Origin of the sequence: Capnocytophaga cynodegmi DSM 19736, from assembly GCF_000379185.1 — a bacterium.
In the GTDB taxonomy this organism is placed as follows: Bacteria; Bacteroidota; Bacteroidia; order Flavobacteriales; family Flavobacteriaceae; genus Capnocytophaga; species Capnocytophaga cynodegmi.
Window position 1 is genome coordinate 1 of the sequence record NZ_KB900710.1, and the last position, 24137, is coordinate 24137.

The following is a 24137-nucleotide window of genomic DNA, read 5'->3' on the forward strand; positions in this document are numbered from 1 at the left end:
ACTCCTCATAATTAAAAATATTCTCGATATCTAACCTTTTATACTCTTCTATGGAATCGGCTACTGTCATTTTAAGATTGATGTTTTCAATGTTTGGCAAAGGTAGGGTTTTGGTTTTAATAAATAAAATCATCAGGAAGATTGGTGGAAGATGTGTATGAAATAAGTGAAAGTTGTATATTTGGGTGTTGAAATTATTTACGAAATATCCATATACAAAATGATAAACGAAAAATTTATATCAGACATCAATATCAGGTTAGAGACCATTGCTATAATTAATTCATTTACTAACGACAGCAAGACATATTATATAGCTTTGCTTGACAAAGAAGAAAATAGCATTACGTCAACTCTAAGGAAAAATTTCAATGCCAGCAGTTGGACTTTTGAAATAAGAGAGGTGTTGGATGATTGGAAAACAGTTTTGAAAAATGAATTATTAGGTTATTTTGGGCAATATATTTTGCAAGCAAAAGCACATTATATTAGGAATGAATATGAGGGTAAAAGCAATGATGAATTTGACAAGATTGGCAAAAAAATTATTCTGGAAAGTGATACTAGTTGTGAGTTTTTGCTTGATACTTTTCTCTCTGACATTCAAAAAATTATTGGTGATAAATTTTTATTCAACAAATTGAAAGTCAATTGGGACACGCCAGATGGGTATGAAGTATGGTATGAATGTTATGAAAACGACTATCTGTTTGATTTAGGAGATAAAATTTTGTTTTTACATTTTGGAGGGAGCGATTAAAATTGTATTTAGTTAACTAAAATTTATAAACATTTGAGGGTTAAAAGTCTTTTTTCTATAATTGTTTTTCTCGAAAGAAAATGTCTATATTTGCGTACTCAAAATGGTAAATAAAATCAAAGTTCTTCAGATAAATTAGTTTGGAGAAAACAGTTAAAGTTATTCCTAGTGGAAGCTTATGCTGAAAAGATTAGAGAATTGATTAGTGCTTTTATCGATATGGTTGCTCTGATGACAGAGACAACAAGTGAAATTGGTAGACTTTACTAAAATTTAGCAATGCAATACCTAAAAAGCAATACGTATCATTACAAAAGAGGTAAAATTCAACAAACTAATTGTTAGAAGGTTTTATGAGTACCTTTGAAGAATCATCAAAAGAAACAGATGTTACCTATCATAAAAGGAGATAAGTATTCTGGCTAGCAAAATTTTCGAGACAAAATTTCCCCCTTGAGATAATAACGAATAAACAGCGTAAACGATAGTGAGTAATAAAATTGGCAGAAACGACCCGTGTCCTTGTGGAAGTGGAAAGAAATATAAAGAGTGTTGTATTAATTCTAACAAAAAGTTTGGATTTACTCATCCTAAACCAAACAAAATAGAGAATAAAACCTTTGAATTTATTGAATTAAATAATTCGCACCAATTATTAAATTTTATTATTGGTCTGCAAATGCAACCCAATAATCACGGCAAAAATGTGCGAATGGAAAAATTAGCAGCACACATTGTTACTAATTTTAACAGCAATCCAAATGGAAATTTAAAGTTGTTTAAACAACATCTTGACACAGAATTTGCATCCAATTATTTGGAAGACATTCCCGAAAATCTTTTTAGCGAAACCATAGTTTTCTATGGAGGAAACTATACTGTTTTTTCAGGAATTTGCGGATATGCAATTGAAATATTTAGAAATTTAACCGAAACAATTTTTACACAAGAAAACGATCTGCCCAAAGAATTTAAAAATCACGTTTATAGTGGTGTCGCTCTAATTTTAGAATTAGGAAAAATTCTTTCTACAAAATTTAAAATTGAAGGGAATATTGAAGGAGCGCAAGGCAATAGAAAATTTGTTTATTCATCTAACGAAATTGACACATCTTTTAATAAAGATGATATAATTCAAATTTGTCAAGAACATCAAATTGACCCGCGAGTCATTGATGATTTTATTGTTCAACCGAATGACTCAGGATTTTCAAATAACGACCCAGACAAAAATCCTTTACTGAAAAAGCCAATTATCAAGTTTGAAGACAAATATTATTTTGTTCTTATTTCTAACCAAGTAAATGCTTTGAATGAGTTTATCATAAGATTAGGCAATGAGTATAATTGCAATCAAAAATTGATGGAATTATATCACGCTAAACTATGGCATGAACAATGGGGAGCTTGCGAAAAAATGGGATGGAAATTAACAGATATAGAACTACCTCTAAACAATGTACCAACTATTTTAAAAGAACGTGTTTTTCAATTTGATATAAATAGGCTAGCGTATGTTTGTTATGTTCACAATGATAAAGACGAAGAATATTTTTTGAACAAAAATTTAGATTTAGATAAGCGAATTACTGAAGTAATAACAGAGTTTAAGAAAAACCCATCGATGAAAGACTATAAATTTCTTTCATTAGTTACGTATGATTGTATGGGACGAAAGATGTTTATTGGAATTGATGCACCTCAAAAAGATGAACTTCGTTTATCGTTCTCAATGCATCAATTCAACTTCCTTTGTTCTTCTGAAAAATGGAATAATTTAAGCTTATGGAAATTCGCAAAGTCTTATGAAATTTTTTCTAAGACCACAAATTCGGTATCTACCGATACTTTGGATATGTATTCAATCTACAAAGCCAAAGACGAAAGTTTTTATTTCGGAGACGATACACGACCTAACTTTTTTACAGTTGTTCCAAGTGACGGCAGTCGCTTAATAAAAGAAGCGAAAATTAAAAAAAAGATTCACGGTATTTTAAATCAAATAAATGAACAAAGCGTTTTCATACCCTCTACAAAATATGCCAACTATGCACCGTTATACAAACCATTAAACGATTTGGGATATTATACCATTTGTTTAAAAACTTTTGATTTTCCTATTTGGCTGACCAACCACCAAGTTAAAGACAAATCAATGATAAAGCAAGTGCAAAATTTTGCGGAAGCTATCGGTTTTTGGCTTTATAAACTTCAACCAGAAATCGCTAAAATTTTAAATCGAGCTATTTCAAACTTCTTCGAAATACACATAATTCTTGACCAAAAACTTTTTGAAGACACGCAAACAAAAGATATTGTAGAAAGCAAAGACACTGATAATTATTCTTTCTCATTAAATGAAAACATTTTAGGGTTTTCAATCCCATTTTCAAAAATGAAAACCTTTACAGGGAGCAGTAATTTTGGTGAACGAGAAATGATGAAAGAGATATTAAATGCTTTCAACTTGGTTCAAGGTATTAGTTTTTCGGAACAAGACATAGATTCTTTCATTGATAGATGCATTCCGTTGGGGCAAGCCAAAATGATACTGTCATTAGATTGCCATAAAGACCCTTTAATTGACAATAGATGGCTCATAAAGCCTTTCTATATTAGCGATTCGGAAGTTGATATATTACTAGATGAAGTTCCTTTGTTGATTGAACAAACAACTGAAATTCCTAAAAATATTGACAACGAAGAAGACAAGAAAAAACTTTTTAACACAGCAACTGCACTGTTGTTGGATACATTAAACAAGGAAATTCAAAATTTTGAATTTGAATTTTTGTTGCGCGTTCTCTTAGAATTACACGAAACATTAGTATGGAAAAGAGAACATAACAAAACAATGATTCCTGCTCAAATTCTTTGTTTTGGAGATTTAGAAGGAGAACTAAAAGAAATTTTGGAAAAAGACAACAAACTTGTAAAAACATCATTAGCGACAAGATGTCTAATAGAATACATTGCAGCAAAACCAACAAAAGGCAGTATTAAAGTTAGTCTTGACGATGTTGACAGACTTTTGGTTTTAATGCACGAAATAGTAAATTATGGTTTTTTAAGCGATGCAATTCATTTTAAACTTGCGAATCCAACTGTTGGAAAATTAGACTCAGGCAGAATTGGAATTTCAAGAGAATTTTTTGATGATAAACTCAAACTTTTTGCAGAGGCAAACACAAAAGAAGAAGTTAATAGATACATAGAGAATTTTGACAACAGATTTGAAATTGCAGAGTTTTTGCAGGAAGAAAAAGAACTAGAAGACGATAAAGAAGTTAAAGAAATTGATTCTGCGTTTTTAGAAGATTGGGGAATTGGTTACTTAAATATCTACAAATTCTGCTTTAACTGTTTTATCATTTGTATTGAAAAACAAAGTTCAACCTGCTCAATGAATGAATCTGAATTTATCGAATTAATCAAGGATAAAGCTAAAATTGATGAAAAAGAAATAATCGCAGGTATTGAACGATTTTCAATTACACAAAGAGATGAGTATCTAAAAGCACCTAAAGGCTATATTGACAATGAAGTTTTTCCTTGGAAGTATAATCGTGAATTTAGTTTTGCAAGACGATTTATTGTGAAATATAAAAACGACAAAGATGAAACGATTTTGACTTGGGGTTTTAGAAATGCAATTTCTGCACAAAAACAGTTGAATTATTTGTTGTTTGAAGGAAAGCTAAACAATGGCGGCAAGAAAATAGAAAAACTTCTTGGGGCTTTCCGAGAGAAAAAAGGCAAAATATATCGTAATGAAGTGAAAAATTGGCTCAAAACAAATCCCGATTTAACTGTAATTGATTATGAGGTAAAAATTGATACGAACGGACATCTTGTAGCAGACAAAAATTATGGCGATATTGATGTTTTAGTGCATAACACAAAAACAAATACTGTTTACAGTCTTGAATGTAAAGACACGAACAAGGCAAAGAATATCCACGAAATGAAAAAGGAAATGGATAATTATCTTGGACGCGAAGGACAAAAAGGAATGATTCAAAAGCATGTTGAAAGACATGACTGGCTAGATTCTAATAAAGAAAAACTATGTGCGTTTTTAAAAATTGATAAGGAACCAAAGGTTACATCATTTATGCTAACATCAGAATTGATTCCTGTAACCTATCTAAAAGCAGAAGCATTACCTTTGCCAATAGTTTCTTTTCAGAATTTAAAAAAACAAGGTATAGAATTGTTAGAATCGTAGTTAAAAATTTTGAAAGATCAAAAATGAAAAAAAAATATTTAACTACATAAAAGCGGTCTTAATGTTTATTTATGATAGAACCTATCTTGATTCGCTGAAAAGTTTTTATCCCCAGCAAGTATTAGAATATAAAAAGAGTGAAAAACCAAATCATAAAACAATAACCACAAAAGATATTTTTTCAGAATTTGAGAAAGTTTGAACTGATCTAAAAAATGACACAGAAACGCTAACAAAACTTCTTGATTATTATTTGAAAAAAACTTTGTCAAAGTTTTCGATGAAATAATAGACTGTGGCAAAATTTCTCTTAATTTAATTATTTGACACATAATCAAAAACTTAATATGAAAATATTTGGAAATACTAAATAATGTTTGTAAGAGACCGCACTAGAACTGATGTTATGATAAATCTGGCTTAAGGCGACTTCATTTAAAATAAAATCGTAATTTTGACGCTCGTAAAAAACAATGATTAAATGGCTGATAACAAAACTACCAAACCATTCTTGAAATGGGCAGGAGGAAAAACGCAACTGATTTCGGAGATAGAAAGAAATTTACCTTCAAAACTTGTGCAAGGTAATTTTACCTATGTCGAGCCTTTTGTGGGAAGTGGGGCAGTTTTGTTTTGGATGTTGAACAATTTTCCGAATTTGAAAAAGGTAGTTATCAATGATATTAACCAAGACCTTATCAATACTTATAAAACAATAGCTTTGAATCCTAACGAACTTATTTCTATTCTCGAAATTTTACAAAGTGAGTACCACGATTTAGACGGAAACGACGAAAAGAAAAAACAGTATTATTACGACAAAAGAACCTTGTACAATACTAGAAAGGAAGAAAAAACCAGTCATTCGGCATTGTTTATTTTCTTAAACCGAACTTGTTTCAATGGCTTGTATCGTGTCAATAGGAAAAATGAATTTAATGTACCGATGGGAAGCTACAAAAAGCCAACCATTTGTGATACAGAAAATCTTTTGGCGGTAAGTGAGGCTTTGCAGAAAGTAGAAATTTTATGTGGCGATTTTGAGCAAACACTATCTTATGCAGATGAAAAGTCGTTGTTTTATTTCGATCCTCCCTATAAACCGCTTAGTGAAACTTCGAGTTTCAATTCGTATGCAAAAGACGAATTTAATGATGATGAACAAATTCGTTTGAGAGATTTTTGCAATAGATTAGATGCTTTAAACCATACTTGGATTTTGAGCAATTCGGATGTAAAAGGAAAAAATGCAGAAGATAATTTTTTTGATGACCTTTATGCTGAATTTTCAATCCAAAGAGTAAATGCCAAACGAAGTATAAATGCTAACCCTGAAAAAAGAGGTCTTTTGACTGAATTGTTAATTACAAATCAAATTACACCCGAATATGCGAACACCCTTTAACGAATTTCTTACTCAACTTGCTGAAACGAATGCTACATTGGATTATTTTGTTGCATTTGAAAAAATCAGTAATAATGTAAGCAAAATAGAAATGAAGCTTAATCAATTGAATTATTTGATTGGGAAAGATGACTTAAAAAAGGCTGTTCAAGAACTTTTTGAAGAAAACCCAAAAGCCTTTGAAGTGTTGGATATTTTGATTGCAGTTCGGAATTCCAAATCAGCAAAAACATTTAACAGTAAGGGCGAAATAGTTTTGCTTACCACTTATTTTACTTCTTCTGAACTGATTTTAGAATACATTGAAGAAACAGGATTAGGCGAAATATTCAGAACCAAAAAAATTACTAATTTAGTAGATTATGTTTTTGGTATCGAGGTAGGCTTAGATACCAATGCTCGAAAAAATAGAGGAGGTTCTAATATGTCAAAAGCGGTTGCTTCAATTTTTGACAAGGCAGGGATTTCGTATAGAACGGAAGTTAATCATACAATATTTCCAGAAATTATGAGTTTGGGAACCGATGTAAAACGCTTTGATTTTGTAATTGAAACTCCCGAAAAAACTTATTTGATCGAAACCAATTTTTATAATACAGGCGGTTCAAAACTCAATGAAGTTGCAAGGGCTTACTCCGATGTTGCTATGAAAATTAATCAATATCCGCAATACGAATTTGTTTGGATTACAGACGGACAAGGTTGGCTTTCTGCAAAAAATAAGTTGGAAGAAGCTTATAACATTATTCCGAGTGTGTATAATTTGACCACGCTTGGTGAGTTTGTAGAGAAAGTGAAAAATGAAAGTTTAATTTAAGCTTTAAATTTTGATATGAAAGACATTGTAAGGAAGTATTTTTCACAAGATACATTGAATCATATATTTGATTCTAAAATAGTTAAAAATAAATCAAAAGGGATTGATAAAAAAACTTATAAATTTTACACAGAAAAATCTTGTAAACAAGAATTGATTAGTACTATCGAATCAAAGATAGTTAATGAAAAATATCATTTTAGTCCTTATCTTGAACTTTTGAAAATAAAAAGAAGAAATACCCCCCCAAGAGTGCTTTCAATTCCTACTGTTAGAGATAAAATTGTGCTTCAAATATTGAAAAACTATTTACATGATGTTTTTCCAGAAGTAATAAATAAAGAGCAACCAAACAGTTATATCCGAAAAATAAAAAATTTTATTAGACATCATAAAAACAATAAAATATATTGTTTAAGAACGGATATTAATCAATTTTATGATACCATAAGCAGGAGTAAGCTAAAAAAGGCTGTTAAAATAAAATCTAAAAACAGGTATATAAATAAATTTTTATTTTTATCAATCGAAAATCCTACTGTTCCGCATGATTATAAAAGAAATAATATATCTCAGTATAAGTTAAAAAAAGGTATTCCGCAAGGATTACCTATTTCTAATATTTTAGCTCAAATATATTTACAAAATCTTGATACCTCTATTAATGGAATAATTGATGAAAATACACTTTATTTGAGATATGTAGATGATATCTTAATCCTTTCTACAAAAAATTGCTCTGATTATTTAAATCGTATTAAAACAGAATTAAAAGAATTGGGATTGAAATTGAATTCTGACAAAACTTTTGTTGGTGAACTTTCGGAATCAATATTTTATTTGGGGTACTTAATCAAAGATACAAGTATTTCTGTTTCTAAACAAACAATAGAAAACCAAGTGAACAAAATAGCAGGAAAAGTTACTTGGTTTAAAAAAGGTATTGAAAATACAAACTTTATGCCAGCTAGATATAAGAATAATCCAAAAGAGTTTTCGGAACAATTCATTAAAGAAGTAAACGAAATAATCACAGGTTCTAAAAATGAAAATAAAAATTATGGTTGGTTATTTTACTACATTGAGATTGATGATGTTTCAGCATTATATAAGTTGGATAATATAATTAGAAAGATGATACAGAATATACCTTTTTTCCAAGGAAAAATACCTCATCAATTAAAAAGCTTTGTAAAGGCTTACAATGAAATTAAGTATAAACCAGAAACTAGTGAATATATAAATGATTATACAAAATACAAAACGATGGAACAAAAGAAGGAATTGTTAAAAGAATTTTCTCAGTTGGAAGAACAAAAAGATCATTCGAATGAAGAAATTGATAGCTTATTTGAAGAATTCAAAAATAATAGATTAAACTTTTTAAAAGAGAATATTGTGTATTAAAATATTAGGAGGGTTGACTTTCAAGTTTATCAAACTTGAAGACTTTCGGTAGAACGAAAGTATAAGTAATATAATTAACAATTATGTTTCCTTATTTAGGAAAATTAGATCTAGAATTGTAGCCAGCCCTCCTTTTTAAACATTTTAGGTTATGAGTTACGCTGAAAATTTATATAATAAAATATGGAAAACAAGAGGGAGTAGATTTATTGCTCACAAAAGATTAGAACGCTTAAATGAACTTTCTAATTATTCAATCGCAATTAATTCGATTTATGTAATTGTATTGAGTATTTTATCTCTCGAACAATTCAGAAATTTATCAAAACTAGATGCTAATCATCTGTCTTTAATAACCTTCTTTCTATCAATATTAATACTTGTAATCAGTTTGATAGAAAATTCTAAGGATTATAAAATAAAAGCAGAATCCCACCATCGATGTGGAAAAAAATTAAGCAGAATATACGAAAAACTTATTCAGATAAAAGATAAATCCAACGATCCCAGCATTTTTGCTAAGATTGAAGAATTAGCTACTGAATATCAAAATATAATAGATGAATTTCCATACAATCATTCACCTATTGATTATAAAAAATTTACACTAAAAGAAAATATCGATAACAAAAATATATTTTCTAAAAAAATTAAGCTACTATTCCTTGATATTGAAATTTATTTTATAATTTCAGCATCTATAATAGCTCCATTATTATTTATCCTTATCTATGTAATAAATTTTAACTAAACTAGGGATGCTCACCCCTTACTACATATCAAATAACAAAGACTTTTATCTTCTGCACGGAGATACAATGGAGCTTTTGCCTCAGTTCAATCGTGAGTTTGATATGATATTTGCTGATCCACCTTATTTTTTATCCAATGACGGACTTTCTATCCAAAACGGACAAGTTGTAAGCGTAAATAAAGGTAAGTGGGATAAATCACAAGGATTTGAATTTATCAATGATTTCAATCGTCAGTGGCTTTCTTTGGTTCGCGAAAAAATGAAAGACGACGCCACCATTTGGATTAGCGGAACGATGCACAATATTTTTTCAGTAGGGCAAATCCTTACCGAATTGGGCTTTAAAATCCTCAATATCATTACTTGGGAAAAGACCAATCCGCCACCTAACTTTTCGTGTAGGTATTTTACCCATTCTACCGAGCAAATCATTTGGGCGAGGAAACACGAGAAAGTTCCGCATTATTTTAATTACGAACAGATGAAACAACTCAACGGCGGAAAGCAAATGAAAGATGTTTGGAAACTCCCTGCCATTGCCCCTTGGGAAAAATCGTGTGGTAAACACCCTACACAAAAACCCCTTTCGGTTTTAACGCGACTGATATTGGCTTCTACCCAGCCCAATGCGTGGATTCTCGACCCATTTACGGGAAGTTCTACCACGGGCATTGCGGCAAATCTTTTCGGAAGAAATTTTGTCGGTACCGACAAGGAAAAAGACTTTTTGGAACTCAGCAAAAACAGAAAGGAGGAGATAGAAAATCCTGAAATAGCTATCATTTACAAGCAAAAAATAAATGGCCTTTAATAATAAAAAAGTTAAGTCCTTTTCCAGTCAAAAAATAAGAAGCTGAGTATAAAACTGAAATAAATTTCAAAAACAGAGAGAACAGTTAAAATTTAGACATTAGCTTCATTTTTTTACTTATACAATTTGTTTTTATTTACTTACATTTCTTAACTTTGCGTACAAAAACTTAGTTGGATAAATTAGATTATGACTTTTTTATACACCATTCTATCAATACAAAAATAAGTACAGAAGTTTGTTTTCTTAAAACACAAGACAATGTACAGAATAAGAAGAAAACTACCTTTTTGTGAAAAATAAAAAGTGGTAGCTCAATAATAGAAAAATTAAATTCATTTATTAATTATACCAAGAGATGACTATAGATGAAATTTATAACAATCAAGAAATAAGTGTTCGATCATATAATGTCTGTATGTATAGTGGTCTGAATACTGTTACTGAGCTAATAGAATATTATTTAAGGTACAATAATTTTTGTAAACTACGTAATTGTGGACAAAAGTCCAATGAAGAATTAGTAAGTATTTGTAATAAGTATCAAGCTTTTATCGAAAAAGGTGAAATTATTAGAAATATAAAAAATCCTTTAGAAGAGATACTAGCAAGTTTAACTAGAGTTCAGAGAGAAGTCATAAATAGTTTTATAGTTATAAATGCCAATAACCTTTCAGTAAGAAGCAGGAATGTTATATCGAAATTACTGACAGACAATTTTAACATTAGGAATTTTTCCGATAAAATTTTATTAAATAAAAATTTTACTCTTTCTACTATTGATAACATTGGGAAAAAAACTATTCCAGAACTTGAAATCTATATTGATATAGTAAGAGATTTCATTTTCAATATAAATAAAAATGCTAGTGAAAAACAATTAATTGCATTAAAAAATCATTTTTTAATACAACAAACCTTTTCTATTCCCAAAATTCCAACGGAAATTTTACAATCTGAATCAATTTTTAAAATAGTAGATTTCTTACTCAAAAAGAATGCTTTTTTTAGTGAAACTCATAATTCAATAATCCAAGAAACATTGAATATCTATCAGTGTCATAAAAAAAAGACTCTTGAAGAAGTAGCTATGGAGTACAATTTGTCAAGAGAACGAATAAGACAAATACGAAAAGATTGTATTAATGAATTATCTGAAAGATTATCTTTCATTAAAAATTTTAATGACGATTTATCCTCGAAATATGGTATAGAATCATCTTCAAGTTTGATTAAAATAGACGAAAATCTAGCAAAACAAATTAACATAAGAAATGAAACAGATTTTTCAAAAGAATTTATATCATGCATCCTTGCTGTGTACTTGAATGATAATTTTATTGTCATAGGAAATGTTGAGGATATATTACAGCCAAAATATTCCAATAGTAAAAATCGACACAATTGGAACAATATTTATATCATCAACAAAGAACTTCCAAAAATTGACCTCATATCATTAGCAAATGATATCAATAAAAGAAAAAGTGAAAAAATAGAAGAAACTTATTCTTTTAATTTTAAGAGTTATTTGTCTGTATTTATGGATGATATTAATATAGAATCAATTAATTTAATTTATCCTATTGTAGAAAGGATAGTTAATAGTGAATTTAATTTATCCCTTAACATAGAAGATAATCTGATTTTCAAGAGAAATACTATTAAGCAAGCATTTGAATATTCTTATGAAGCTCTTGAAATATTAGGTAAACCCTCTAGTATTGAAGAAATAGCTCAAAAAGTTTTTGAATTATATCCTGACTACCAAACAGATGAGAACAAAATCCGTGCTTCGATGAGAAGAAAAGACGGTTTTGTGCCAGTAGGGAGAAATAGTGTTTTCGGTTTAAAAAAATGGGAAAAAGAATTGGAAGACTTCAAGGGAGGTACAATAAGAAGTATAACTTATGATTTCCTAGAACAATTCAGCACTCCAAAACATATTACAGAAATTACAGAATACGTATTAAAATACAGACCTAATTCTAATGAAAAAAGTATCTACTATAACCTTAAAATAGATGAATCTGAAACTTTCAGTTTCTTTAAAAGCTCTTATATTGGACTAAATAATAGGATTTATACTGAAGACTTTGAAATACTGAAAGACACTGATATTATTGAGCGAAACTCTTGGGAAGAGAGATATGATGATTTACAAAATTTTCTTTTACTTGAAAATAGATTGCCTTTTTCTAATGGAGTTCCAGAAGAAGAAATACGGCTTTACAGGTGGCTTAATGTTCAAAAAGGAAAACTAAAAACAAAAAAATTGGATGAACAGAAGGGAAAACTAATAATTGAAATTTATGAAAAATTTCCTCCAATAAATGGTAAAAGAAGATTAAACTCAACAGAGAAATATGATGAGCTTATTGAATTCATTAAACGTAATCAAAGATTGCCAAGTGCAGACAAGCAAGGAGAAGAAAATCTTTATAAATTCTTTTACAAACAAAGAAAACTATATAATAATGATGAGCTGAATAATAATGAAAAATCTTATTTTTCAAAAGTATTTGAAATATTGAAAAATCAAAATTTATGAAGGTAAAAGACAACAAAATACACCAAAGTGAAAGACTAAAAGAGATTTGTTCTACTAAAGGGGTTGATTACAAATCGTTGGAATCTTTGTTAGATTCTGTAAAAGCAAAAAAAATAAAACGTATTAATTATCATCAACAAAAAATTGTTGATGTAATCGAAAAAGCTGTGAAATGAAATTTTCCAATATAAAAATCGACAATTTCAGACAGTATTATAATTCTGTTGAATTTGATTTATCTACTAATGAGGATAAGAATATTGTAGTCATTGGTGGTAAAAATGGATATGGTAAAACCAACTTTTTACTATCAGTTGTATGGTGTTTGTATGGTGAAAAAATTTCTCAAATAGACGACAATTTCAAAAAAGAAATTCAAAAAGAGAAAAACTACTCCTCCTTCATACAGCAATCAATAAATTGGTCTGCACAAAAAGAAGGAATTAATACTTTTTCAGTCAGTATTTTGGTTGAAGAAATCGAATTACCCGAAATTTATAAACTATCATCGAATTATGATAAAGTATTAATAACTCGATCAAGAAATACGTCAACAACAGAAGAGAAATTGTCTATAGTTGATCCAATATCAAACATAGAATTTTTTGACAACGAAGAAGATAAATTTAATTTTATTAATGATTATATAATTCCTATAGATGCCGCAAAGTTCGTATTTTTTGATGCTGAAAAAATTGCTGAAATAGCTAATTTATCAATAAAAGATGAAGGAAGTTTTATAAATGATGCACTTGGAAAAATATTAGGGTTAGACAATTACGAAACCTTAATTGAAGATTTTGAGTTTTATATAAATACTTTAAAAAAGGAAGGAGCAACAAGAAATCTTCAGGAGCAAATTATAGATAAAGAAAGAGCTATTGACTTATCAAATTTAGAAATTGAAAAGCTTGAAGAAGAAAATGCAGAAAAACTCAAAGAGATAGATGAGTTAAAAAAGGAAATTAGAAAGTATGATAGTTTAATTTCACAAAATAGTAAACAAGGAAGTTCTAATTTTGACAGAGAAGTTATTCTTACTGAAATTGAGAAACTAAAGACGAAAGAATTAAAACTTAGCGAACGGTTTACTGAACTAAGCGAAATTATTCCTTTGACAATTTTGACAGGAAAACTTGAAGAAGTTAAAAAGCATATTTCAATTCAAGAAACAAACAAAATTTCTCAAAAATCATCAAAAGAAATTTTAGAGAAAATAGAAAATTTCATTGAACTACTTTTCAATAGACCTCCTGACCCAGAAAATTCGACCATGTCTTTTAAAGATAAGGCATTTTATTATGAAAAAGCAAAACGATTAGGAAGTGAACTATACAACATTGAGGATGAATATCAAGAATTAGAATTTGAACACGATCTAAACAATGCTGAAAAGAACTTGATTTTTGATACAATTAGTCTTATAAACTCTCAGTCAAGCGACTTATTTCAAAGTACTATTGAGGAATTTAATATTGTTAATTCAAGAAAGTCTGAATTGATAAAAACCCTTAGCAAAATTGATGCAGATTTAGTTGATGATATAGTCTTAGATTATTTAGCTAAAAAAGAAACCGCCGAAAACAAAACCACTGAATTTAATAGAAGAATCGGAGAAAATTTTCAACTAATAAGCAAAATAAAAAAGGATATAGGTCGGTTCAATCAAGAGCTTGTAACACTTAGAAGTAAAGTTGAAATTAATACCCAAAACAAATTAAAAATTAAAGAAACTGAAAAATATATTGGTGTGCTCAATTCATTTCTGGAAGAGCAAAAGAGTAAGCACAAGGATAGTCTAGAAAAAACTATTCTCACTGAATTAAAAATTTTAATGCATAAACTTTCAAGTAAAGGAAACTACAATAAATTCATAGAAGATGTAAAGGTGACTATTTTGGCTTCAGGGCAAGGAATGAAAATCACCCTACTCGACCAAGATGACAATGAGATTAGGAAAGAAAGTTTATCGTCAGGAGAAAAACAAATTTATATTTCGTGCTTAATTAAAGCCATTCTCAAAGAATCTATTCAAAGTTTACCGATTTTCATCGATACTCCCTTGGGGAGACTTGACGAAGAACACAGAGATACGATTACTAAAAAATATTATCCTACATTATCGGAACAAGTTGTGCTTTTCTCAACAAATAGTGAGATTACACCAAAACGATTTAAAGACATTTCAGAAAATATTGCCAAATCATATCTATTAGAAAATGATGGGGCAAACACTATATTAAAAAACGGCTATTTCCATAATTATGAGAATAACATTAAGTAAAGAAAATGATGAAATTCTATATAAACTGAAAGGGTTATATGGTTTTAAAAATGAGGGAATTGTTCCTCGTATCGCATTTGCATTGAGCCTACAAACAGGAAAATGTTTTAATCTAGAAAATGAAAATATTCCAAAATCCGATGGAAAAGAATTTAGAGATGATAAAGCTCTTTTCGGAACCTTCATAAATAATACACCCAATGTTATTATTTATAAATCAATATTAGATCAACATTATAACAAAAATACTTTTGAAGATGAATTTGTAAAGCTTTTTAAGCTTCACTTGAATCATGGTTTGAAAATATGGGATAAAAATGTGGAAGATGGAGATATTACAAAAGGAAACCACATAAATTTCCTACTAAAAGCAATAAAAGAAGGATTAATCCTAAGATCAAGTGTTACTAATATTTCCGCAAACACTAAAAAATTAGAGGTTAAAGAATTTCAGGAATTATTGTCATTTGAAATTGGACAATCAGATAATAATGAATCTATTGTAATTAAAATCAATGATCTTAGGGAGTTTGATAATAGAAATATTGCAATAGCAGGAATGGCTGGTTCAGGGAAAACCCAATTAATAAAAGACATCCTTTACCAAATTTGTAAAAACTCAAATGGTGAATTGAAGTTTATATTTTTTGATTACAAGGGTGAAGGAAATCCAGAACAATTAAAACCTTTTTTAGAAGCGACAAAAGCTGAATTTGTTGATGTTGTCAATGATGGAGGGATTGATTTCAACCCTTTCCTATCTATTAATTTAGATGAAAGACAAAGACCTTTTAGTATTCGTGCATTTGTTGATACAATCTCTACATTCGTTCCAAAAATGGGAGTCAGTCAAGAAAATATTTTGATAAGTTTAATTAATAGTTTACTTAATAGAAAAAATGGATCATATCCTAGTATTAACGAGTTATTTGAAGATCTAGAAATTTATTATGAAGAAAATTCAATTAAACAAGACACTTTATACTCTGTGATAAGAGACTTATCTACCAATATCTTTGACTGTGTTTCAACTACCCCAGAAGTTTTAAGTAAAAGTTTATATTTAAACTTACCTCCTGCTCTTTCAGATACATTACGTCAATTGATTGTATTTCTCCTGTTGAGATATTTTAATTCATATTTCAGCTCTACAAATGATTGTGAACCAAAGGGTCATATTTTTCCGCTTCGATATGTAATTGTGATTGATGAAGCTCATATTTATTTAAAGAATAAGAATGCTAGAAAGGCATTGGAAGATTTATTAAGGCTTCTAAGATCAAAAGGTGTTATTGTAGTTATGTTATCGCAAGGTGTTGAAGATTATAAAACAAAGGACTTTGATTTTGCTTCACAGGTTAAATTGCCAATATGCCTAAATATTCAAAACAAAGACTACAAGTCAATAAGTAACTTCATAGGGACACCTACTAGCAGATATAAACTTGAATCAGAAATCAAAAAACTAGATTCAGGAAAAGGGCTGGTAAATATTAAAGAACCTAAGACAATTGAACTCAGACAATGGTGGAAAACTAAAAAACATGAAAATTTGTAACAATTTCAATTTTGTATTTTTATATTCAATATTTTAATCTAACAAAAAGTGGAAGAGAGCTATAAGATACCATTCTAAAAAATAGAAAAAGACCTAAAACCATCCTTCTTTGGAAATAATTCTAAAGAGGTTTATTTTTTATTCCAATTCAATATTTCAGTTAAAAGATGATTGTAAAAAGTAGTTTATAAAAATACATCTTTAAAATAAAGAAGATTCGTCTCTCCGTTATTAGGATACTTCCTTAGGCACAGATTGCTCCTATATAAGAGATTTTTTGTAAAGAATGTAGAATGATATTAGCACCTATTTTAGCACCCCAAAAAACAAATCCCTGTAAGTTAATTACTTACAGGGATTTTTGCGGAGAGAGAGGGATTCGAACCCCCGGACCTGTTACAGTCAACGGTTTTCAAGACCGCCGCATTCGACCGCTCTGCCATCTCTCCAATTAATGCATCAGTTATTTCACTTATGCGGTTGCAAATGTACAACAATTTCTGACATCTGCAAATTATTTTTTAAAATTTTTATTTCTTTTTTTATGATTCTTATTCAAAAAATTGTAAATCAATGATGTAAAATAATACATTGATGTTTTTCAAGAATAATCAATTCAATAAAGATGAGAATTATTCGTTTGTATCTGAATAAATCAGGTCATCAAATACAATAAAATTGATTTTCTTATCGTCGTTAATCTGATATTTAATGAGTAATTCTCCCCAATTTTCGCCATCAGAAAAATCACAAATAAGCCACTTATTATTTAAAACTTTAACTTTATTTATCTGAAACGAATCATTTTGAGACTTAAACCGAATTAAAGAATACTGTTTTTTATCTGTGTTTGTTTTCAAAATGGCTGAGGTTACTAACTCCGTCGGATTTTTTATTCCCATTTTTGCAAAATAATCTCGAGCGTAGGTGTTATCGTCAAGATTGAAGTACTTTAATTCGCTTTTTTCGATAGTTAATTTTCGGATAGAATCAATCAAAATTTCTTTTTCATTTAAAGAAAGAGATTTATCTAAATGATTTTCCGATGTTTGTACTTGTTCATTCGTTTTTTTCTGTTTCGTTGTAAGTAAAATCAGGTTCAAAATTGCTGAAAGTACGAAGAGTACAATAAAAATATTTTTATTCATTATTGAAAGTTTTTTGTTTATCAAGATTTATGATTTTCAATATGTTGTGATTTCTCAAATAAGAATGCAAAATATGTCTGTTTATCAGTGAATTGGGTAGGGGAGTTATCAAATTTTCTATGATTTCCAATTGTGAAAGCTGATAATTTAGGTTGAAAAAACCATATCCTTTGATATTTCCATCGAGGATAAGAATTATGCTTCTCTCTCCAGTATTTCTTCCCTTATCAACAATAGCAATATTCTGATTTACAAAACCATATTTTTTTAAAACGTTTTTTGCTCTTTCATTATATTGTTCAACAGGTTCAAGTTCCACACAAGCTCCGAAACATTTTCCCACAGTGTAGTTGTAACAATTTTTTCGTGCTTGTGAAAGATTTTGGAATTTAGGACACAATTGAAACTCCTCAGTTATTTGATACAGAAAATTTTGAGCCTGATGTTGTGTTTCAAAAGTGGTAATGAAGTTATCATTGGTTTCAAGCAATTTCGTTGAGAAACAAAGGTAACCCGCTTTGTTAAGATGTGTTGTTAAGATGTAGTTGATATTATCTGTTTTGTACTTATTTCTTCGATTGAATTTTGGGTTGTTTTGCCGAATTTCTTCGATTTCTTTAAGTGTTGCAATTAACTCATTTCCAGTTTCTTCGTATGTTGCAGAATACGTGTTTCGTTGTAAAAATTGATTTTTTTTGGTTGCAGAAGTAAATATTTGATTTACTCGTTTTTTTATATTTTTGTGTTTTCCAATGTAAATGATTTTTCCCTCCTTATTGTGCATATAGTACACTCCAATACGTTCAGGTAGTTCGTTTATAATGCGAATATGTCTGGAAGTCATTTCCTGTTGAAAATCATTTCTTAATGAGCTGGTTATGATATTTTTTTTTGAGTCTTTTTCCAGAAGATATTTAAAGAGCTTTATTGTAGCCAAAGCATCTCCTGAAGCTCTATGTTGTTCACTCACAGGGATTCCTAACGAACGAGTCAGCTTTCCCAAACTATAGGATTCTTTTCCTGGAATGAGTTGTTGAGAGAGTTCCACCGTGCACAAAGAAGTTCTCGAAAATTCATATCCTAAGCGGCGAAATTCCGTTTGCAGTATACGATAATCAAAACTAGCGTTGTGGGCTACAATGGTGCAATTCTCTGTGATTTCTACAATTCGTTTGGCAATTTCATAAAATTTGGGAGCATTTTGTAACATTTTGTTGTTAATTCCTGTAAGTTTTGTAACGAAAGGCTGAATTTCTCTTTCAGGGTTAACTAAGGAGATGAACTGGTCAACCACCTTATGACCATCATAACGATAAATGGCAATTTCTGTAATGCCTTCTTCGTTATATTTTCCTCCCGTGGTTTCTATGTCCAGAATTGCGTACAAAGATTTGTGAAGCTTTCTTGAAATTTAAAAGTTAGTTGTCTTAATTACAAAAAGTATGTGCAAATATAGGTAAAAATATTGAAAATGCAGTATTTTGAGAGTTTAGTGATGTTTTTTGATTTTTTAAAGAATTTTTACCTCATCTCATCTTTCATCAAAAATTTTAGATAACAAAAAAGAGCAAGATTTTGTTCCTGCTCTTTGTGTTATTTTTATAGTACGTATTATCTAATTTCTTTAATACGAGCTTTTTTACCAGTAAGTCCTCTGAAGTAATAGATTCTAGCACGTCTAACTTTTCCTCTTTTATTAACTTCAATTTTTTGAAGAGCAGGCATATTAAAAGGGAAGATACGCTCAACCCCAACTGTTCCTGACATTTTACGAATGGTAAAAGTTTCAGTCGCTCCACTTCCTTTGCGTTGAATTACAACTCCTTTAAAAAACTGTGTACGCTTTTTGTCTCCCTCTTTAATTTCATAATACACTGTAATAGTGTCTCCTGTTGAAAATTCAGGAAAATCCTTCTTTGCTACAAAGTTATCCTGTACATACTTTAATAAAGATTCCATAAAAAAATAAAAATATTATTAGTTAACATTGGGCAACATATCACGTCTTTCGCCAGAGGTTACTCCAAATCGGGTGCAAATTTAGATATTATTTTCGGAAAAACAAGTCTTTCTGATTATTTAACTTCTTTAATTTCCATATTTTCGTACTTAACAATGTAAACCCCCTGATTTTCATATCCTCCACCTCTGTAAGGATTTCGCAGATAAGCAAATTTGTTCTCAAGAAAAGAAGTTTCGCCCAATTGATTGTTCGAATCGTTGAAATTGCCCGTAACTCCCAATCTCAGGATAGTGTCCATTGTAATATCAAACCCTCGAATAGCATATTTATTTGGTAAAATTCCATATGTTTTTAAATATCTTTTTGAAAAAGTGTCACCACCATTGGAATATTTGTTGAAGGTAGGAAACGTGAATTGCAGGTCAGATAATTGATTGTTAGATAGGCTATTAGAGTCGTAAACACTTCCTTTGTCGGTTGTCATAAGGGTGATTTTGGGAGAAATATTATCCTTTTTGTTTTGCATTATATTATGCAAAACTCTCACCGCATTGGAAACAAAACCAATTTCGTTAGATTGAATAATGGCAATATTTTCACGTGAATAGTCTAACGCGTTTGGAATAGAATTCACTGTAATCTCTGTAACTACTTTGGCGTGAGGGAAACTCTGTTCCAATTTCTCACGAACAGAAGCATTGTTTGCGTCTGCCAAAATTAAAATATTTGCATTGGCATAATTCTGTGAGATAAATTGTATCATTTTACTTTGTTGAACACTCTCAGTAGGCAAGGTTTGATAAACGTTTGGCTTTAGCTCTATATTTTTGTTAGAAAGTGGAGCCAAAATAGCCACATTGGGGTTTGAAATTGAAGCAGAAATTGTATTGAAAGATTTTGCTGAGAAAGGACCAATAATAACCTGCGATTTTTGGATGTTTTCATTCAAAGCCATTCTTTGTATTTCTTTTTCAGTTTTTTCACTATCAAAAACATTTATACGGAATTTATAGCCCTTTTTTTGCAATGAATCAATGGCAATTAAGGCACCTGAATAAAAATCTGTAGCAATAGGGGTTACTCTATTATCGCTCAAACGTCCCTTTAAGGTAGCCATTTTATCAGCTTCACCAACGATGTCAGAAATTCTAAAAGGCAAAATGAAAGAAATTTCCTTTACGTTTTCAGCCGATGAAATGGAAAATATTTTCTGAGTGGAATCTTCAAATAATTGACTTTCCATAGTAAGAATTTCTCCCTGTTTGTATCTTTCAAAATTCGCTTTCGGAATCCAGATTTGAGAATCAGATTTTAACCCATCTTTTAATTCTGGATTAAGTTTGATGATTTCAGCTTCAGAAATTCCAAATTTGCGTTCCAAACTATAAAAACCTTCCGCTTTTTCAACAGAATACAGGACAAGGTCTTGATTGTTAGTGCTTTTTGGAAGAGAAGGAGTGTGTGTTTCCGATGCTGGAACCCAAATTTCTTGTCCTTCACGCAAATTTTCGGCAGTAATTCCAGGATTCATTCGCTCAAGTTCCTCCTGGCTTATGTTGTGATTTTTTGAGATTCTCCAGATTGTTTCCTGAGGCTTTACTACATATTTTTTCTGTCCTTGAATTCCCTTTTGAATCATCTGTGAGGCTTTCTCGAAAATAGGAATAGAAATAGTTTCTCCTTCCAACAACCCTCTGTTGTAAAGGTCGAAGTTATAACGTTTTAAGTCATCAATTGAGATATTGTATTTTTGTGACAAACCGAAAAAAGTTTCTTTTGGAGCCACTGTATGTGACTTATATCCCAATGGCTTTTGTGTACTGTAATATTTCACTTTTCCCGATGGAATATAGATAACCATATCTTTCTTCAAGCCGTTTTTTAGCTCAGGATTTTTCTTGATAATGTCAGAAGGTGAAACTCGATACGTTTTTGCAATACTTTCAATATTTTCATTTTCTTTTACATTATGAGTTTGTTGCTGGGCAAATCCTATACCAAATAAAAAAATAAATCCTAATATCAATAAATTCTTCATAAAGAGCTTATAATTAAATTTTTATGTGCTATTTTTGATTTGGAAAAACAAATAATCCAAACCACAAATATACTAATTAATTGTAAATAGAAGTACTTATCTAAAAAAATAGCATATTTTTAAGTTTTCTGAAGATATAATAGAAAATAAAAATGAAGGAAAATATTGTTAGTTTTCCTTCATTTTTATTGAAAATTCATTTATTCCCATTCAATTGTTGCTGGTGGTTTCGAGCTGATATCGTAAACTACTCGGTTTACGCCTTTTACTTTGTTTATAATTTCGTTTGAAATTTTCTGTAAGAATTTGTACGGCAAGTCAACCCAGTCAGCAGTCATTCCATCAACACTTTCCACTGCACGTAAGGCTACCACTTTCTCATATGTACGCTCATCGCCCATTACACCTACACTATTGATAGGTAGTAAGATAGCTCCAGCTTGCCATACTTTGTCGTACAAACCGTGCTCCTTAAGTCCATTGATGAAAATTGCATCTACTTCTTGTAAGATACTTACTTTTTCAGGGGTAATATCTCCCAAAATACGAATAGCTAATCCAGGTCCTGGGAAAGGGTGTCTACCCAATAATTCATCATCTATGCCAAGTGCTTTTCCTACACGGCGTACCTCGTCTTTGAAAAGCATACGTAGGGGTTCTACAACTTTAAGTTTCATAAAATCAGGTAATCCACCTACGTTATGATGCGACTTGATAGTTGCCGAAGGACCTTTTACAGATAAGGACTCAATTACATCAGGATAAATTGTTCCCTGTCCTAGCCATTTCGCATCTTCTATTTTATGTGCTTCATCATCAAATACTTCTATGAATACACGTCCGATTATTTTTCGCTTTTCTTCTGGGTCAGATTTTCCAGCTAAGGCATTTAAGAAACGCTCAGAGGCATCAACTCCTTTTACGTTCAAGCCCATACCCTCATATTGTTTTAGAACATTCTGGAATTCATTTTTACGAAGTAGTCCATTATTTACAAAAATACAATGCAATTGATTTCCAATTGCTTTGTTTAGCAAAACAGCAGCAACTGTCGAGTCCACCCCCCCTGAAAGCCCCAAAACAACTTTTTCATTACCAACCTGTTCCTTTAAGGATTTTACGGTCATTTCTACGAAATTATCAGAAGTCCAAGTAGGTTTTATTTTTGCAATCTTAATCAAAAAGTTTTCTAAAAGTTTTTTTCCATCAATGGAGTGTGATACTTCGGGGTGAAATTGAATTGCGTAAGTATCTTCGCCTTCAATTCGATACGAAGCATTTTTTACATCGGCTGTACTTGCTAAGCAAATTCCACCAGTAGGAAGTTCCTTAATTGTGTCACTATGACTCATCCAAACTTGGCTTCCTTGCGAAATTCCATCGAAAAGAGGTTCATTTCCTTCAATGAAAGATAAATTTGCTCGTCCGTATTCACGTATTTTTGAAGGAGTTACACTTCCACCATTGAAGTGTGCCAAATATTGTGCTCCATAGCAAACGGCTAAGAGTGGTTTCTTTCCTCTGATTTGTGATAAATCAGGATGAAGAGCGTCTTCACTTCTTACAGAATAAGGTGAACCCGAAAGAATTACAGTTGAAAATTCATCTAAATTCTCAGGTAAATGATTAAAAGGGTGGATTTCACAAAAGATATTAAGTTCTCTGACTCTTCGTGCAATCAATTGTGTATATTGCGAACCAAAATCTAAAATTAAAACACTATTATTCATTGAGTTATAACTTGTCTGTTAAATGTAATTCAGTTAAAATATCGGCAAAAGTATGAATTAATGTTGAATTATGGTAATATCAGAGTATTTATTTGTGAGATGCTTTCAAGAATGTGTGTGATAAATTTTACTCTGAAACAATTATTGTGTATTTAAAGTGTGTAAAGTTTACACATTAAAAATTGTTTTACACACTTTGTTACACAATGTTTAATTTCTTTCAAAAATATAAAATATTTTGTTTTATTCTGATTGTCAGTTTCTTGTGTGTTAATTATTGAGTTGTATCAAAAATGGCACGTTATTTTCTATAATGAGAGCGTAACTTTGTTATGATAATGTGAGTTACAACAAAAAATTAGAAAAACTAAATTTATAAATTGCTATAAGAAACATTGTTTAGATGAGATTATTCATTAGAACATAGTTATGAAAAAACAATTACTTTAGGTAAAATCATTTATTAAACTATTCAAAGTCATTAGGACTGAATTTTATGAAAAAAACTTACTTTTTTGAATAGTTAAATGATTAAATGTAAATAACTTTGGAGTTAGTAGTAGTATTTATATGCATTGTGAAAAAGGACTTTTTCGTGAGAAAAAGTCTTTTTCGTTTTAACATACTTTTTGCTTTGAAATTTGTATATTTGCCTCCAATTAAAAATCAGAAACTTATAGCAA

The 24137-nt window shown here is 30.1% G+C and carries 16 protein-coding genes and 1 tRNA gene; 11 read left to right on the plus strand and 6 right to left on the minus strand.

Going from position 1 to position 24137, the window contains the following annotated elements; genetic code table 11:
* The first annotated feature begins 220 nt into the window (after nucleotides 1-220).
* From YW9_RS0104145 to YW9_RS0104200, 11 genes are all read left to right on the plus strand, one after another.
* Nucleotides 221-760, plus strand: coding sequence for a hypothetical protein (locus tag YW9_RS0104145; RefSeq protein ID WP_018278926.1), 540 nt, complete (start codon nucleotides 221-223; stop codon nucleotides 758-760).
* A gap of 487 nt (nucleotides 761-1247) precedes the next feature.
* Complete coding sequence (locus YW9_RS13630) at nucleotides 1248-4988, plus strand: YecA family protein (protein ID WP_018278927.1); 3741 nt, start codon at nucleotides 1248-1250, stop codon at nucleotides 4986-4988.
* A gap of 481 nt (nucleotides 4989-5469) precedes the next feature.
* Entirely contained in the window at nucleotides 5470-6393 is a 924-nt protein-coding gene (locus tag YW9_RS0104160) for a DNA adenine methylase (protein WP_018278929.1), read from the plus strand.
* Nucleotides 6377-7210, plus strand: coding sequence for a type II restriction endonuclease (locus YW9_RS0104165; protein ID WP_018278930.1), 834 nt, complete (start codon nucleotides 6377-6379; stop codon nucleotides 7208-7210). Before YW9_RS0104160 ends, YW9_RS0104165 begins: the two co-directional genes overlap by 17 nt.
* Before the next feature lie 15 nt (nucleotides 7211-7225).
* The gene (locus YW9_RS0104170) at nucleotides 7226-8617 is read left to right on the plus strand and encodes a reverse transcriptase/maturase family protein (RefSeq protein ID WP_018278931.1); all 1392 of its coding nucleotides are present in this window, start codon (nucleotides 7226-7228) and stop codon (nucleotides 8615-8617) included.
* A 151-nt stretch (nucleotides 8618-8768) separates the two neighbouring features.
* Complete coding sequence (locus YW9_RS0104175; protein ID WP_018278932.1) at nucleotides 8769-9368, plus strand: SLATT domain-containing protein; 600 nt, start codon at nucleotides 8769-8771, stop codon at nucleotides 9366-9368.
* A 7-nt stretch (nucleotides 9369-9375) separates the two neighbouring features.
* Nucleotides 9376-10182, plus strand: a complete 807-nt coding sequence (locus YW9_RS0104180) for a DNA-methyltransferase (protein WP_018278933.1) — start codon at nucleotides 9376-9378, stop codon at nucleotides 10180-10182.
* A gap of 358 nt (nucleotides 10183-10540) precedes the next feature.
* Nucleotides 10541-12733: a helicase associated domain-containing protein gene (locus YW9_RS0104185; RefSeq protein ID WP_040353733.1), complete on the plus strand. Its 2193-nt coding sequence runs from the start codon at nucleotides 10541-10543 to the stop codon at nucleotides 12731-12733.
* The gene (locus YW9_RS0104190; RefSeq protein WP_018278935.1) at nucleotides 12730-12909 is read left to right on the plus strand and encodes a DNA modification system-associated small protein; all 180 of its coding nucleotides are present in this window, start codon (nucleotides 12730-12732) and stop codon (nucleotides 12907-12909) included. The genes YW9_RS0104185 and YW9_RS0104190 overlap by 4 nt, the downstream gene beginning before the upstream one ends.
* Nucleotides 12906-15017, plus strand: coding sequence for a DNA sulfur modification protein DndD (gene dndD, locus YW9_RS0104195; RefSeq protein WP_018278936.1), 2112 nt, complete (start codon nucleotides 12906-12908; stop codon nucleotides 15015-15017). Before YW9_RS0104190 ends, dndD begins: the two co-directional genes overlap by 4 nt.
* Nucleotides 14998-16575 carry a DndE family protein gene (locus tag YW9_RS0104200; protein WP_018278937.1) on the plus strand — a complete coding sequence of 526 codons (1578 nt, stop codon included), beginning with the start codon at nucleotides 14998-15000 and terminating at the stop codon, nucleotides 16573-16575. Before dndD ends, YW9_RS0104200 begins: the two co-directional genes overlap by 20 nt.
* 364 nt (nucleotides 16576-16939) lie before the next feature.
* Here YW9_RS0104200 and YW9_RS0104205 read toward each other — a convergent pair.
* The 6 genes from YW9_RS0104205 to guaA all read right to left on the minus strand — a co-directional run bounded on the left by YW9_RS0104205 (nucleotide 16940) and on the right by guaA (nucleotide 23454).
* A tRNA-Ser gene (locus YW9_RS0104205) sits at nucleotides 16940-17024 on the minus strand.
* Nucleotides 17025-17207: 183 nt separating this feature from the next.
* Nucleotides 17208-17723, minus strand: coding sequence for a hydrolase (locus YW9_RS12535; protein WP_155848725.1), 516 nt, complete (start codon nucleotides 17721-17723; stop codon nucleotides 17208-17210).
* Nucleotides 17716-19134: an exonuclease domain-containing protein gene (locus tag YW9_RS0104215; RefSeq protein ID WP_081615887.1), complete on the minus strand. Its 1419-nt coding sequence runs from the start codon at nucleotides 19132-19134 to the stop codon at nucleotides 17716-17718. Before YW9_RS0104215 ends, YW9_RS12535 begins: the two co-directional genes overlap by 8 nt.
* A gap of 200 nt (nucleotides 19135-19334) precedes the next feature.
* Nucleotides 19335-19682, minus strand: coding sequence for a 50S ribosomal protein L19 (gene rplS, locus YW9_RS0104220; protein WP_018278940.1), 348 nt, complete (start codon nucleotides 19680-19682; stop codon nucleotides 19335-19337).
* A gap of 116 nt (nucleotides 19683-19798) precedes the next feature.
* A complete protein-coding gene (locus YW9_RS0104225; protein ID WP_018278941.1) occupies nucleotides 19799-21724 on the minus strand; it encodes a LysM peptidoglycan-binding domain-containing protein in 1926 nt (641 codons plus the stop codon).
* A 200-nt stretch (nucleotides 21725-21924) separates the two neighbouring features.
* Nucleotides 21925-23454 (minus strand): glutamine-hydrolyzing GMP synthase, encoded by a 1530-nt coding sequence (gene guaA, locus YW9_RS0104230; RefSeq protein WP_018278942.1) that lies wholly within the window; start codon nucleotides 23452-23454, stop codon nucleotides 21925-21927.
* Nucleotides 23455-24137: the final 683 nt, after the last annotated feature.

What these genes read in the sequence shown, in the direction of transcription:
- YW9_RS0104145 (WP_018278926.1), top strand. Translation starts at nt 221, where the DNA reads ATGATAAACGAAAAATTTATATCAGACATCAATATCAGGTTAGAGACC.
- YW9_RS0104160 (WP_018278929.1), top strand. Translation starts at nt 5,470, where the DNA reads ATGGCTGATAACAAAACTACCAAACCATTCTTGAAATGGGCAGGAGGA.
- YW9_RS0104165 (WP_018278930.1), top strand. Translation starts at nt 6,377, where the DNA reads ATGCGAACACCCTTTAACGAATTTCTTACTCAACTTGCTGAAACGAAT.
- YW9_RS0104170 (WP_018278931.1), top strand. Translation starts at nt 7,226, where the DNA reads ATGAAAGACATTGTAAGGAAGTATTTTTCACAAGATACATTGAATCAT.
- YW9_RS0104175 (WP_018278932.1), top strand. Translation starts at nt 8,769, where the DNA reads ATGAGTTACGCTGAAAATTTATATAATAAAATATGGAAAACAAGAGGG.
- YW9_RS0104180 (WP_018278933.1), top strand. Translation starts at nt 9,376, where the DNA reads ATGCTCACCCCTTACTACATATCAAATAACAAAGACTTTTATCTTCTG.
- YW9_RS0104185 (WP_040353733.1), top strand. Translation starts at nt 10,541, where the DNA reads ATGACTATAGATGAAATTTATAACAATCAAGAAATAAGTGTTCGATCA.
- YW9_RS0104190 (WP_018278935.1), top strand. Translation starts at nt 12,730, where the DNA reads ATGAAGGTAAAAGACAACAAAATACACCAAAGTGAAAGACTAAAAGAG.
- dndD (WP_018278936.1), top strand. Translation starts at nt 12,906, where the DNA reads ATGAAATTTTCCAATATAAAAATCGACAATTTCAGACAGTATTATAAT.
- YW9_RS0104200 (WP_018278937.1), top strand. Translation starts at nt 14,998, where the DNA reads ATGAGAATAACATTAAGTAAAGAAAATGATGAAATTCTATATAAACTG.
- YW9_RS12535 (WP_155848725.1), bottom strand. Translation starts at nt 17,723, where the DNA reads ATGAATAAAAATATTTTTATTGTACTCTTCGTACTTTCAGCAATTTTG.
- rplS (WP_018278940.1), bottom strand. Translation starts at nt 19,682, where the DNA reads ATGGAATCTTTATTAAAGTATGTACAGGATAACTTTGTAGCAAAGAAG.
- YW9_RS0104225 (WP_018278941.1), bottom strand. Translation starts at nt 21,724, where the DNA reads ATGAAGAATTTATTGATATTAGGATTTATTTTTTTATTTGGTATAGGA.
- guaA (WP_018278942.1), bottom strand. Translation starts at nt 23,454, where the DNA reads ATGAATAATAGTGTTTTAATTTTAGATTTTGGTTCGCAATATACACAA.